Below are 14036 nucleotides of genomic sequence, written 5' to 3' on the forward strand. Positions count from 1 at the left end.
TGACTCGTTCGTCATTGACTCGCTATTCGCGCAGAAGTGAGGGGGCGGGGAGTCATCGCTACTCGACGGCGGTGGGAGTGCCGGTGATCTTCGACATGATTCCCTTGGAGGCGTCCTTCGCGGACTCCGGCCAGGGCGTCAGAGCGTTGAAACCGCGTTGCGAGGAGGCGGGCTGGATGCGAGTGTCCATCGACATCCGCATGCCGGCCGGGTCTGCCGAGACGTTGGGGATGGACTTGTGACACGTGAAGGCGTGGAAGAGGATCACGTCGCCCGGTTCCATCGGCGAGAACAGCAGCTGCTCGTCGGCACCGAACCCCTCCGCCGGGATGCCGCGCACGGGGTGGCTGAAGCGGCGGAAGTTCTCGGTGACGACGTGCTCGCGCGGTCCCTGCTTGTGGCTGCCGTCGGCCACGGCGACGCCGCCGATGTCGCGGGAGGTCGGGAGCAGCGGTATCCAGGCGGTGCGGAAGTCCTTGTTGGGCCCTATGTAGAAGCCGTCCTGGTGCAGCGGCGTCAGGAAGCTCGGCTCCGCGGAGCCCGCGGCGGAGGGGTAGTAGCGGATCGTCGTCGACTTGAAGACGAAGACCGGCTCGCCGAAGACCTTCTCCCAGACCTTGACGGTCGAGGGGTGGTTCCACAGGTCGTCGTACTTGACGTAGTCGTGCATCGCCACCTCGTCGACCGCTTCGAAGGACTCGATGGAGAGGGTGTCGAGGGTCGTGCCGGGGGCGGCGTGCCCGAGTGCGATCAGGCCCCCGAGCATCTGCTCGGCAGTGGTCCGCACGAGCTCGGGGTCCAGGGCGCCGCGCAAGTAGACGTAGCCGTGCTCGTCGTAGAACCGGTCGAGAGCCTCACGGTCGCCGAGAAGGGGGGTGCAGTCGACGTAGTCGCTGAAGGTTTCCGTCATGGCTTCTTGTCCTCGCAACGTCTGTACGTGGGGGAAGGTGCCGTAAACTTCCGGAGGGTCAGAAGGTGACGGGAATGGCGTCGAACCCGCCGGTGATCCGGTGCTCCTGCCAGCGCAGCGACTCTTCGGGCACCGCGAGGCGGAGGTCGGGCAGCCTGCGGAACAGCCTCTCGAACACTGCGGTCAGCTCGATTCGGGCCAGCGTGCGGCCGATGCAATGCCGTGCGCCGTGCCCGAATGCCAGGTGCGACTTGGGCTTGTCCCGGGTCAGGTCGAACCGGTCGCCGTCGGGGTAGGCCCGGCTGTCGTAGTTGGCCGCGCCGATGCCCAGCATCACCGCGTCTCCGGTCCGGATCACTGTGTCGCCGACGGTGATGTCGCCGTGCGCGTAGCGGGGTATGACCGCGTTGGCCCCGTTGCCGCCGACGGCCAGGCGCAGGATTTCCTCAACCGCGTCCGGCGCGAGTTCGGGCTTCTCGGCCAGCAGGGCGCGCTGGGCCGGATTGCGCAGGAGCAGCAGGGTGCCGAGGTCGATACGCACGATGGTGGTCTCGTATCCGAACAACAGTACGGCGTTGCCCAGGTGGGCGATGTCAGCGTCGGACAGTTCGCCGTCCGTGTCGGCGATCAGTTCGGAGAGGATGTCGTCGCCCGGCTCGGTGCGCTTGTGCGCCACCAGTTCGGACATGTAGTCGACCACCTGTTCGAAGGTGTTCGCCGAGTGCTCGTTGTCGCTCTGGTCGAAGGTGCCTCTCGCCCACTGCCCGAACCGCTCCCGGTCGGCCAGCGGTACGCCGAGGAGATCGCAGACCACCATGGTCGGCAGCGGGAACGACAGGGCGTGGTGCAGGTCGACCGGCGGGGCGCTGGCGGCCAGCTGGTCGAGCAGCTCGTCGACGTGATGTTCAATCCGGGTCTTCATCAGGCGCATCCGGCGCGTGGTGAAGCGGGGCACGAGCAGTTGGCGCATCTGCGCGTGCCTGGTGGGCTCGGTCTCGTGGTCATCCCCGGCCATCAGCGCGATCATGAATTTCCTTGCCGCGCTCTTGGCCGCCTGCTGTGGGTTGGGATTGCTGAGCCGGAGCCGGCGGTCGGCGAGTAGGGTCCTCACCTCGTCGTAGCGGGTGACCAGCCACGCGTCTTCACCGGGGGTCCGCACCCTGGTGATCGGCCCCTCCTGCTGGAGTGCGCGCATCTGGGGGGCGATGCCGAGCAGGTCTGGGTTGTCGAACGGTAACTTCGGGAGTTCCTTCATTGAGTCTCCCCTCATCGTGTGGCGCATGGGGTGTGTCAGGCATTCGGCACACCGACGGCACCGGTGGCGTCGAGTGCGCTGCGCGCCGGTTCACGGGCGCGCCCAGGCTGTGACCGCCGCTTCGGCGGACGATCGAAGCCGACGTGCGGGTGACAGACCGGGCCAAGGCTGCTACAGAGACGACCCGATGAGCTGTGCCAGGTCGATGAGCCGGTTGGAGTAGCCCCACTCGTTGTCGTACCAGCCGACGACCTTGACCTGCGGGCCGTACACCCGGGTGAGCTCTGCGTCGAAGACGCAGGAGGCGGGGTCGCCGACGATGTCGGTGCTGACCAGCGGGGCGTTCACGGACGACAGCAAACCCTTGTACGGCCCGGCGGCAGCCGCGGCGTACGCCTCCTTCACTTCTTGGACGGTCGTGCCGCGGCGGGTGGTGACGGTGAGGTCGGTGACCGAGCCGGTGGGGACGGGCACCCGCAGGGCGAACGCGTCGAGGCGACCGGCGAGTTCCGGCAGGACGAGGCCGATGGCCTTGGCGGCGCCGCTGGAGGTGGGCACGATGTTCATGGCCGCGGCCCGGGCCCGGCGCAGGTCCTTGTGCGGTGCGTCCTGGAGGTTCTGGTCCTGCGTGTAGGCGTGGACCGTGGTCATCATGCCGGTGTCGATACCGACGGCGTCGTGCAGCACCTTGGCCAGTACGCCGAGGCAGTTGGTGGTGCAGGATGCGTTGGAGACGATGGTGTGGCGCTCGGGGTCGTAGTCACCATCGTTGACCCCCATCACCAGAGTGATGTCCTCGCCGCTGGCCGGAGCGGCGATGATGACCTTCTTCGCTCCGCCTTCGACGTGTGAGCGCGCCTTCGCGGCGTCGGTGAAGATGCCGGTGGACTCGATCACGATGTCCACGCCCAGGTCGCCCCAGGGCAGGTCGACGGGGTCACGTTCAGCGAGGACCTTGATCGTCCGGGCACCCACGCGGATCGCGCCCGGCTCGGCGGTGATCTCCTCGGGGAAGCGCCCCAGAACCGAGTCGTAAGCGAGCAGATGGGCCATCGTGGGCACGTCGCCCAGATCGTTGACGGCGACGATCTCCAGCTCCGAACTCCGCGTGGCCGCCGCGCGGAAGACGTTGCGACCGATGCGTCCGAAGCCGTTGATGCCGATTCGCACAGTCATGGGTGTGTTTCCTCACCTAGCGCTCCGCAAGCCCATCGGCGCACCGTTGCGCCGACCTGCGATGCGAACCGTGCGCCTGAACGAGGCGCCTGGCACATGATCGATCAACAGCTTACATAAGTTTGCGATATATTTCCAGCCGTGACTTCTCCTCAGCGCGCGAACGCCGACACCGACTTGGACGTCGGAGACCTCACCAAGGCGATCGAGAACTTCAACCGCTACTACATCCGGCTTCCCACGGTGCAGAAGCTGTCGTTCACGACCCTGTCCGTGCTGGACACCCTGGCCAACAGCGGTCCGAAGCGGCTGACCGAACTCGTCAGGACCGAGCAGATCAGCCAGCCGGGCCTCACTCAGCTGGTCACACGGCTCGAGCGCGACGGGCTCGTGGAACGCCGCCCCGATCCGGCGGACGGGCGCGCCGTCCTCGTCCACATCACCGACAGCGGCCGGAGGATCGGCCAGGCCCGGCACGAGGACCGGGGCCGTCACCTGACTCCGCTGATCGCCCAGCTGGCGCCCGCGGAGCGACAGGCGATCGCCGCGGCTCTGCCCGTTCTGAACCGCCTTGCGGAACTCGGGGCCGAAGCCGGACGGTAGGGCCCACAGTCATCCGCCTCGACGGCCCCGACGACCCCGAAGACGCGCCCCCGGCCGGGCCGGCGTCCAGCTCCTCACCGACGCCGTCAACGCGGCCGTGGCGCACTCCTACACCACCGTGACCGTCCCCGCCTCCGGCACCGAGCCGGAGCGCGCCCTGCGCTGGGGCACCCAGCTCGACATCCGCCCCATCGCCACAGCGGTACTCCGCGACGCGACGCACTGAGGCGAGGTGGCCGTCAAGCTCGGCTAGGAGCATCTGCGACGTCACGACCCGCGGCACACGGGCCTGACCTGGATGGCTGACGCTGGCGTGCCGCTGCACGTGCTGCGGAAGATCGCCGGGCACGGTTCCCTCACCACGACGCAGCGTTGCCTTCACCCGGACATGCGATCGGTGGAGCTGGCGGGGGTCGCGCTGAGTGCCCACCTCGCCAAGCCGTCCTGGGTCCCATCTGGGTCTGAGGAAGGCGAGAGTGGTCCCAAAGTGGTCCCAGAAGAGCGCCCGAAGCGGCACTTGCGGCTGGTGTGCTGAGCGGCCCGGCCGACACGACGAAGGCCCGCTGACCTGGAAATCGATCCAGATCGGCGGGCCTTCTCGCACCGTCGGGACGACAGGATTTGAACCTGCGACCCCTTGACCCCCAGGCGCGTGCCAACCTACTGGCCACAGTATGCCGACTATGCCGGGGCGGCCTGGCTTGCGCACTCTGCGATGTAGGCGTCCACTGACGTACGTGCCTGTTGATGTCGGTCGTTGATGTCAGAGCCCCCTCCTAGTTCCGCCAGTTCAAACACCTCCGGGTGCGTTACGAGATGCGTGGTCTGAACCCAACTTGAAGCGGCTAGGTGCCGCACTTCCTGACGATCGGTAAGTTAATATACGGTTCCTGGGGGCTGCGTGCTGGCTACGCAGAGTTATGGCACGGCGGTTCCATCCCCTACAGTCCTGACGCAACCTTGGGGACGGGGAAGATTGTGAGTACAGCCGGACCAGACAGACTTCCGGCTACTGGCGTTCAGATACGGATCGACGGCGAGATGGTCACCGTCGTTGCCGCAGTGCCCACCGTCGATGGCGCCGATCTCGTTGTCCGGCGCAGCAACGGCACGCTCACCGACGTGGTATTGGGTCATGCCGAGCTGCGTGCGGCAACGGTGCCGGCCAACGACGGGAGGGGCGATCCAGGGCGGGCGCTGGCGGGCTTGTGGGGCTGGTGGATGCAGTACGCCGTTCCCCGTATCCGATCCGCTGTGCTGGCCACCCGCCCGCTGCGGCCGTACGCGCATCAGGACGAGGCGGTGTTCAGCCACATGCTCGCCCAGCCGCGGCTGCGCTTTCTGCTTGCCGACGAGCCGGGCACCGGCAAGACCATCATGACGGGGATGTACATCGCCGAGGGCACCCGGCGTGGGCTGGTGCCGGGCCGGACAATCATCGTCGTGCCAGCGCACCTGGTGGCCAAGTGGCAGCGGGACTTACGCCGCTACTTCGCGATCGAGGCGGCGACGGTGACCGGCGAGATCGCCAGAAGTCCCCGGGATCTGGACCCGCGGGTCAGCGTGTGGGTAGCAAGCCTGGATCTGTACACGCACAACGCAGACGTCCGCCGCACGATTTCCGGGGCCCGGGCGTCGTGGTCGCTGGCCGTCTTCGACGAGGCGCACCGGCTGACGCCCACCTCCCAGTACCTGGGTGCGGCGCGGGAAGTGGCGAACCGCTCACACCACCTGCTGCTGCTGACCGCCACCCCGCACCGAGGCAAGGAGCATTACTTCCGAGCCCTGCTCAATCTGCTGGACCCCACGCTGTACCCCTGGGATCCGCGGCAGTCCGAGTACGACAGGGCGTTGAAGCCCTCGACGTTGTCCTTCCTGCGCAGGATGAAGGAGGAGCTGAAGGGCTTCGACGGTACGGATCTGTTCCCACCCCGGTTCGCCGAAACGGTGCCGGTGGATCTCAGCGGCCCGGAGGTGGCGGCCTACACCGCGGTCATGGACTACGTGGATGCCCACTACGGCGAGAACGCGACGCTGGCCCGCTCGATCTACGGCAAGCGGGCGGCCTCCTCTCTGGTGGCCGCGGCCGCGACGGTCCGGCGACGGGCGGAAGCGCTCAAAGGGCCGGCCTCGGGTCGGACGGGCGCGGTGGTGCCCGAGGAATTCGCCCGCAGCAACGGGACGGTCGACCTTGGGGTAGAGGACGACGAAGCCTGGCAGCGGGCCGAGGAGGCTCTTGTTCGCGCGCGCAGTCGGGACAAGGGCAGTGAACTGATGGCCGTCGATGGGGTCTTGGCTGCGATTGAGCAAGCCACGGCTTCTGGGCTGTCCACGAAGTGGCTGCGGACGCAGGAGCTCTTAGCGGTCCATGGCATCGCGCCCGGACAGGGGCAGTTGCTGGTGTTCACTGAGTTCGCCGATACTGCCCGCTGGCTGGCCGAGCGCTTCGACTGGGCCGGCTACAGCGTTGAAGTGCTGCAGGGCGCGGTTGGCCACCACGAGCGGGATCGACTCCAGCAGCGATTCCTGACCGGACAGTTCCAGGTACTGGTCTCAACCGACGCCGGCGGCGAGGGGATTGACCTGCAGTCCGCCCACGTGATGATCAACTGGGACATTCCGTGGTCCCTGGTCCGCCTTGAGCAGCGCATGGGCCGCCTGCACCGCATCGGCCAGTCCCAGGCCGTGCACATCTACCACCTGGTGGCGCCGCAGACCCGCGAGGGGCGGGTCCAGGAGGTCATGCTGGGCAACCTCCAGGCCGCCGGAGAGTCGCTCGATGGGCGGATCTTCGACCTGATGGACGCCACTGCCGACCGCGCCGGCTTCGATTACACCCGCGCTCTTACCGAGGCCCAGGCTGGCCGCGACGTTGCCGTCCCTGCGGTGGCCACGTTGCTTGCCACGGCCAAGGAGCTGGTCAGGGACGAGAACCGGCTCCATACGCCGGCAAACACCGAGGCGGCACTGGAGCGGTTCCGTAGCGACCGCCTGGAGGCGATCAACCCGGTCATCGTCGACGGCTTCGTCGACCAGCTCGCCTTCGCCGAGCACTGGAGATCGGGCCCGGGCCCGGCCAAGGGGATCCGCCACCTGAGCGCTACCCGGCTGCTCCCGCCGGCGCTCGGCGGCACGCACGAGGCACTGGTGGCCGCTGACGGATCCTCGGTCCGGAAGGCTGTCAACGACGGCGCCCAGGGACTGGACGACGTCGTTGTGCTCGGTCCCACCGAGGAGCCGTTTCACGAACTGACCGACCTTGCCCTGCGCATCGGCGAGAGCGACCTGGTCCGCGGCACGGTTCTCACCGACCCTGCCTCGTTGACCGACTACACCCTGCTGGTCTACGACGCCGAGGTTGAGATCCATGACGGCATCCGACGCCGACGGCGCAAGTCGCCGGTCTTGATCCGGTACTCCGGCGCCGGGGCCTTCGAGAGCGCCTGGGAGTCCCTGATGCTGCTCGCTCCCAGCGGAACTGCCCGCCGGGCGGCACCACCGCTGTCCCCCGCGCTGCGCCACGACGCCGAGCAGGAAGCCCGCGCGGCACTCGCTCGCGAAGCCGCGAGGGCCCGCGCCGAGCGGGAGGTGTGGGTGGACCAGGCGCGTCGGCAGCTCGACCAGGTCGAGTACCGCTACCTCGACGAGCTCGAAGACCTGCCCGCTCCGGAACGGCGCGAGCGAATGGCCCGCTTCGGGGAGCTCAAGCGCGATCGCCTCGCTCAGCTCGACGACATCAGCAGGGTCGGGCAGAGCGCTCCGCGCCTGGTCGGCTGGGCGTACGTGGTCGGTGAGGCCCGCGCCGACCAGCTCGGCTACGACCCCGACAGCGAGGCGGTTGCGGTGGCCGCCGTCCTGGCCGAGCTGGAACGGCTCGGCTTCGACGTGGACGACCGCCAGAGCGCCGGGGTGGGCTACGACCTGCTGGCCCGGCACCGCACCACCCGCGAACAGCGCTTGGTGGAGGTCAAGGGCCTGCAGGCGGGCCTGGCTCCGGTGTGGCTGGAGCAGCACGAGTGGGCCCAGGCACAGCAGCGCGGCCAGGACTACTGGCTGTACGTCGTGGTCGACTGCGCCACTGCTCCCGCGGTTGCGGTACGGGTCCAGGACCCAGCCGGCCTGCTGGCCAGCGGGCCGCGGCGTATCGAACGGTTCCAGATCAAGGTTGCCGACCTGCGTCGGCTGATGGGAGAACAGCGGTGACCACTATCGAGCAGGCGTCCTCGGCGAGTACCCCGCCTGCCGCGCCGAGCGGCGGCGAGGATACGGTGAGCCGCCTGATCGACCGCTGGTTCCCATGCGCCTCGGTCGACGCCGCGGTCGGTACACCGGCCGGCTCCGGGCGCAGTGAGAAGGCGTTGTTCACCTGGTTCGCCTCCCGGCCCATCGCCCAGGCCCGCGCGGCCGTGCTGACGGCCCTGCTGCCAAACCAGGCCGCCCTCCAGGGTGATGTGGAGAAGGCGGTCGAGAGCGGCGACACCGAAGCCCAGCAGCGCCTGCGGAAGGCCATCGAGGCCCAGTACCCGGTCGGCCGCCCGGTGGTTCTGGACATGTTCAGCGGGCGCGGCATCCTCCCGCTGGAGGCCGCACGCCTGGGGGTGACCGCCGTCGGCACGGATCTCAGTCCGGTGGCGACCCTGGCCGGGCGGCTGTTGGCCGACAACCCGCTGCGCGACTGGTCTGCAGAGCCCGAACTTCCCTTCTCGGAGCCTCCGGCAGACCAGGCGCTGTTCGGCGAAGCCGTACCCCGTCTGCTCAAGGACGTCCGACTGGTCATGGCCGAGGTCGGGGCCCGGGTCGCGGAGGCGGTGTCCCCGCTGTATCCGCGCAGCCACAACGGGGCCTTCCCGTGGGCCTACGTGTGGGCGGTCACGATCCCGTGCGACCACTGCAGGCGCCGCTTCCCGCTGATCGGCTCCATGGTCCTGCGGCACCCGTACCGGCGCACCGAGGACGACGGGCAGGCCCTGCAGCTGGTTGTCGAGCAGGACACCTGGCGCACCGAGGTGATCGAGGGGCCGCCGCTGCAGGAGCCGACCTTCGCTGCCGCCGCCGGCAAGAGAGGCAAGAGCGCGCGGTGCCCATTCCCCACCTGCGGTCATGTGCACACCCTGGAGTCGGTCAAGCGCATGGGGCAGGCCGGGCAGTACCGCGATGCGCTGCTGGCCGTCGGTGAGGAACTTGAGGGATCTCGCAAGGTCTTCAGGGCGCCTTCCGAGCGGGAGTTTTCTGCTGCGGATTCGGTAGACCTGTCGCAGCTTCCGCCGCTGTCCGGCCTGCGCGCCGCGCCGGATGAGGCCATACCCGAAGGGAACAACCACACGGTGCGGGCCAGCGCGTACGGCTACCGCACGTACGGCGACCTGATGAACCCGCGCCAGACGGCCAAGTTCGTCGCGACCGCCCGCGCCATCCAGGAGGTGGCCGCCGACTGCATCGCGGCCGGCGTCAGCCCCGAGTACGCCACGGCCCTCGCCGGGTACGCTGCTGCGAACCTCCAGCGTCAGCTGCGCGTTGCCACCCGCGGCGCCAAGCTACGCACTCATGGCAACCCGAACGGCACGGCCCAGAACCGCGCACAGGTCGATCACGTTTTCTCTAATGAGAGCAAGGTTTCCTTCAACTTCGACTACGTCGAGGCCGGGCCAGGCAATGGGCCGGGTACCTGGTCCAGCGTCAGCGAGAGCGGCCTCAACGCCCTGAAGAAGGTGCTCGCCGAGTCGCCTGGTGGCCGCCCCGGTCGGTTCCGCCAGGCCTCCGCGGTCGCCTTGCCCTTCCGGGACGGTTCCGTGGACGCCGTGATCACGGACCCGCCGTACTACAACATGATCGACTATGCCGACGCCTCCGACCTCTTCTACGTCTGGCTGCGGCGGACGCTCCGGAACCTGATGCCGGACCTGTTCGACCAGGCCGGCCACGACGGACTGCAGGACAAGACCGACGAAATCATCGTCAAGAACGGCAACGCCTCCGGCGAGCACCGCACCCGCGACTTCTACGAGCAGATGCTCAGCCGCGCCTTCGGCGAGGCCCGGCGTGTCCTGCGCCCGGACGGACACCTCGTCGTCGTCTTCGGCCACTCCGACCCCGACGCCTGGCGCCGCCTGCTCGGCGCCCTGCACGACGCCGGCTTCGTGGTCACCAGCTCCTGGCCCTCCAGGACCGAGACGGCCGCGACCGGTGTGGCCAGCATTAAGGTCACGGTCACCATCGGCTGCCGCGTCGCCGCTCCCGGCCGCCCGGCCGTCACCGCCGCCCAGGTCGACCGCGAGGTCACCGAGCGGGTCAAGGCCGCAGCCCGGGAGTGGGACCGCGACGGCCTGGCCCTTACCGACCAGCTCATGGCCGCCTACGGGCCGGCCATGGAGATCTACGGCCGCTACTCCAAGATCCTCAAGCCCGACGGCAGCCGGGCCGAACTCGACCGTTACCTGACGCTGGCGCGTACCGCCGTCCGCGATGCCACCGCGCTGAGGCTGGACGAGTTGCCGCTGGAGACCTTCGACGCCCCTACCCGCTTCGCCGTCTTCTGGCAGCGCCTGTACGCACGTTCGGACGTCCCTAAGGGTGAGGCGCGCTTCCTCGCCCAGGCTGACAACCTGCGGCTAGAGGACCTGCGCGGCGCGCTGCTGACGGAGAGTAAGAGCGGCTACCGACTGCGGTTGGACGCGCCGGACGCCGTCGACGAGCAATCCTCGGCCTTCGAGGTGGTCCGGGCCATGGCCGCCGCATGGGACCAGAACGCCACCGAAGGCGTCGCCGCGGTCCTGGCCCACTGCGAACGCCAGCCCACCGACGCACACCTGTGGGCGGTCGTCGGGGAGATCGTCGCACAGCTCCCGCCCAGCGACCAGGTCGCCAAGGCGCTGACCGCCGTGCAGCGCAACGCCGCCACCATCACCAGCCTGGCGCACCGCGCCGCCGCATCCGCCCCCGGCGAGCCCGTCACCCAGCTCGCCCTGTCCATGCCTGATGAGGAGGCCTGAGCATGTCGACCGGCACCGCTGCGCACTGGGCGGACCTGCTGACCCTGCGGCCCGAGGTCACCGACTCCGACGGCTCGGTCGGGGAACTGCAGATGAGCTTGCACAAGGCCGTCTACCAGACCGTGGACGTGCCCTACCGCAAGGTCGACTACTACAGCGACATCACCCAGCCCACCCCGAACCTCGTCGGCTTCTTCGGCCGCATCGCGCGCCGACTGGGAACCGACGCCGACCGCGCGGCACTGTTCCACCTCGACCAGGGCATGGGTGGAGGCAAGAGCCACGCCCTGGTCGGGCTCTACCACATGGCCCACTCTCCGCAGGAGTTCTTCGCCACGGAGCTGGGCCGCAGGGTCCGCGACGAAGCTGAGCAGGGCGGCGCCGACGTGGACCTGGCCGACGCCCGGACTGTCGTTCTTACCGCCGACTACTTCAGCCCCGGCAGGACCAGCGAGATCTTCGGCCCGGCCACCAACCTGTTCGAGCGGTTCCTGTGGTCGCTGACTGGTGGCGACATGGACCGCTACCAGCGATACGTCAACGGCGGCCCGAACAAGGACACCCTGCAGCAGGCACTCACCGACGTGGGACGCCCGGTGCTCATCCTGCTGGACGAGCTCATGGACTACGTCCTGCAGCTCGCCGAGCCCGCGAACATCGCCTCCATGCCCGGCGAGCAGGCGTTCCTCAACGCCCTGATGGACGTGTGCGACGACGTGCCCCGAGTTGCCCTCGTCGTGGTCATGATTCGCAGCGAACTCGACGAGCGCGGCTACCCTCCGCAGGCCGAGGCCTTCCGCAGCTACGTCTCCGAGCGGCTGGTGCGCAACGGCCCCGATGGCAGAGTCGCGGTCACCGAGTCCCACGACTTCACCGCCATCATCCGGCGCCGCCTGTTCGAATCGGCCGATGTGAGCGCCGCGGCCGCGCAGACGGCCCAGCAATACGCCGCAGCGCATCAGGAGGGCTGGCAGGAGAAGGTCCTCGACAGGATCGGCCCGGGGCGCGGGACGGCCGGGTTCGCCGAGCGGGTTGCGGTCAGCTATCCCTTCCACCCTGAGCTGATGCGGTTGGTACGCGAGGAGTGGTCGCGGGTCCAAAACTTTCAGCGAGTGCGCTCCACGGTCGCCATTTTCGCCCGGACCGCGCTGTACTGGGTCACCGAGCACCAGGCCGGACGCTGGGCCCCGGCCCTCATCGGCGTCGGTGATATCCCGCTGACCACCGCCCTGGAGCAGCTGCTGTCCTCTGGCCTCTTCATGAACAACGACCGGGCCGTCCAGGGCTACCGCTCGGTAGCCACCACCGACATCACCAGCAGCGACGGCTCCGCTGGGCGCGCGGTCACCATCGATCGCCGACTGCGCGCCGAAGGCGTCACCGCAGGCCAGCAGCACCCCGCCGTACGTATGGCCACCGCCCTGTTCTGCTACTCCATGGTCGCCCGCCCCCGCACCGGCCGGGGCGCGGTCAAGGCCGAACTTCTCGCCGCCATCCTGGAACCGGCCCCGGCCCTCGGCACCCCTTACACCGAGGCTGAGGAGATCTTCAACGCCCTCACCGGCGAGGATGGCCTCGGTGCACTGGAGATCACCCAACCCGCCAACGCACCCGCCCGCTACTACCTGTCCATCAAACAGACGCTGCGGATGTACTACACCGCCTGCCACGCCCTAGTGGACCAGCAGGCCTGCGAGAAGCTGCTCTGGGACAAGGCGCAGAAACTCGCACACAAGGGGACCTTCGACGAGATCCACTTCATCGATGCCCCGGCCGCCACCGGCACCATCGACCTGGCGCGGACCTTTGAGGGCGTGGACTCGGCCACCACCCGCCTGGTAGTGCTCGACCTGCGCCGTTGGACGCTGCTAAACGGCAAGGACACCCGCAGCCGCGCCGAGATCACCGCGCTGTTCGGCCTTGGTCCTGACGCCCTCCGTGTGGACAACGCCGCCAGCTGCACCGTGGCCTGCGTGAACACTCAGCGGCGGGACGTAGCGCGCAAGCGTGCCAAGGAGGTCCTCGCCTGGCGCAATGTCCTCAAGCAGATCGACCCAGAGGATGTCGACGAGTACCGCGAGGCCACTGCCAAGACCGCCGAGGCAGAAGACAAGCTCAAGAAGGATATAGAGAAGGCCTTCCAGCACTACGCTTACTTGGTGCGCGCCGCCGACGGGCTCCATGTGGAGTTCAAACGGTTCGACGGGGACGGCGCATCTTCGCTGCGCGAGGACCAAGTGTGGTCCGCGCTGGTGGAGGCCGGTCGTGCCACGACCAGTGGCGGTCTCTCGGCCGAGTACCTCGCCACCCTGCTCGACACCTTTGAACGTACCCTGACCCCTCGTGAGGTCGTTCAGTTCTTCTACAAGAACCCCTCCTTCCCCCTGGTCCCGTCTACCGATGACATACGCAGGGCAGTCTTCGCCCTACTCCACGAGGGGTGGGAGCTGGTCGACTCCGACGGAAATCCGCTCGCCATCGCTTCCGATGGCCAGATATCCATCAATTCCATCAGTCAGAGCCTTCGCCGCGCAGTCGAGGCCCCCGAGGCTGTGTCCGCCGCCGCAGCGGCCAGGAGCTTCACGACGGCCACACTGCCCCAGCAGCGAGACGTTCCCGTTGGCTGGCAGGAGGGCGCGCTGCCCGCCGACAGCGATGACCAGCAGTACCGGTCCACGGCGGGACAAACCGGTGGGATCGACGCAGCCGGTGCTGCTAGCGGTGCACCGAGTGCCGCCTCAGAGCCGGTTGCCTTCAAGCGGTACATCATTGAGCTCACCAACCGCAGCATTACTGCATCCGATGCGCGCAGCCAAGCGTGGGAACTCCTCAAAGAGCTGAGCAAGGTCATCGACTCAGACGCCGACCATCAGCTCCTCACTTTGAACGTCACACTGGTCACTGCAGAGGGGGCGCAGGGTTCGATTCAGCAGAAAGCGGAGCAGGCCGGTGCACGCTTCCGGATCGAGGACGACGACTTCTGACCTGGTCGGAAAATGAGATAGCTAGATGCGCGGCCGGTGGACGCTGGAGTGAAGCGAGACGGCAACAGGGGCGCAGGCCCGGCGCGAAGCCGGGCCTGCGCATGGCGAGTAGAGCGAGC

7 protein-coding genes and 1 pseudogene are annotated in these 14036 nt (G+C 68.3%); 5 read left to right on the top strand and 3 right to left on the bottom strand.

Annotated features, from left to right (window positions below; translation table 11 throughout):
- Positions 1–58 precede the first annotated feature (58 nt).
- The 3 genes from ptlH to gap all read right to left on the bottom strand — a co-directional run bounded on the left by ptlH (position 59) and on the right by gap (position 3341).
- Entirely contained in the window at positions 59–910 is an 852-nt protein-coding gene (gene ptlH / locus O7609_RS23115; protein ID WP_269735064.1) for a 1-deoxypentalenic acid 11-beta-hydroxylase, read from the bottom strand.
- 58 nt (positions 911–968) lie between these two features.
- On the bottom strand, positions 969–2165 hold the full coding sequence (gene penM, locus O7609_RS23120) for a pentalenolactone synthase (RefSeq protein ID WP_269735063.1): 1197 nt from the start codon (positions 2163–2165) through the stop codon (positions 969–971).
- A gap of 171 nt (positions 2166–2336) precedes the next feature.
- On the bottom strand, positions 2337–3341 hold the full coding sequence (gene gap / locus O7609_RS23125; protein WP_269735062.1) for a type I glyceraldehyde-3-phosphate dehydrogenase: 1005 nt from the start codon (positions 3339–3341) through the stop codon (positions 2337–2339).
- A 141-nt stretch (positions 3342–3482) separates the two neighbouring features.
- Here gap and O7609_RS23130 point away from each other — a divergent pair, with 141 nt between their 5' ends.
- The 5 genes and pseudogenes from O7609_RS23130 (at position 3483) to O7609_RS23155 (ending at position 13917) form a co-directional block, all read left to right on the top strand.
- Entirely contained in the window at positions 3483–3944 is a 462-nt protein-coding gene (locus O7609_RS23130) for a MarR family winged helix-turn-helix transcriptional regulator (protein WP_269735061.1), read from the top strand.
- An 8-nt stretch (positions 3945–3952) separates the two neighbouring features.
- Positions 3953–4479, top strand: a pseudogene (locus tag O7609_RS23140) (replication initiator); the annotation flags it as partial.
- A 506-nt stretch (positions 4480–4985) separates the two neighbouring features.
- Positions 4986–8147 carry a helicase-related protein gene (locus tag O7609_RS23145; RefSeq protein WP_269744168.1) on the top strand — a complete coding sequence of 1054 codons (3162 nt, stop codon included), beginning with the start codon at positions 4986–4988 and terminating at the stop codon, positions 8145–8147.
- 65 nt (positions 8148–8212) lie between these two features.
- Positions 8213–10933, top strand: coding sequence for a DUF1156 domain-containing protein (locus O7609_RS23150; protein ID WP_269744169.1), 2721 nt, complete (start codon positions 8213–8215; stop codon positions 10931–10933).
- A gap of 2 nt (positions 10934–10935) precedes the next feature.
- The gene (locus O7609_RS23155; protein ID WP_269744170.1) at positions 10936–13917 is read left to right on the top strand and encodes a DUF499 domain-containing protein; all 2982 of its coding nucleotides are present in this window, start codon (positions 10936–10938) and stop codon (positions 13915–13917) included.
- The last annotated feature ends 119 nt before the right edge of the window (positions 13918–14036 follow it).

Source organism: Streptomyces sp. WMMC1477, assembly GCF_027460245.1.
Classification (GTDB): Bacteria; Actinomycetota; Actinomycetes; order Streptomycetales; family Streptomycetaceae; genus Streptomyces.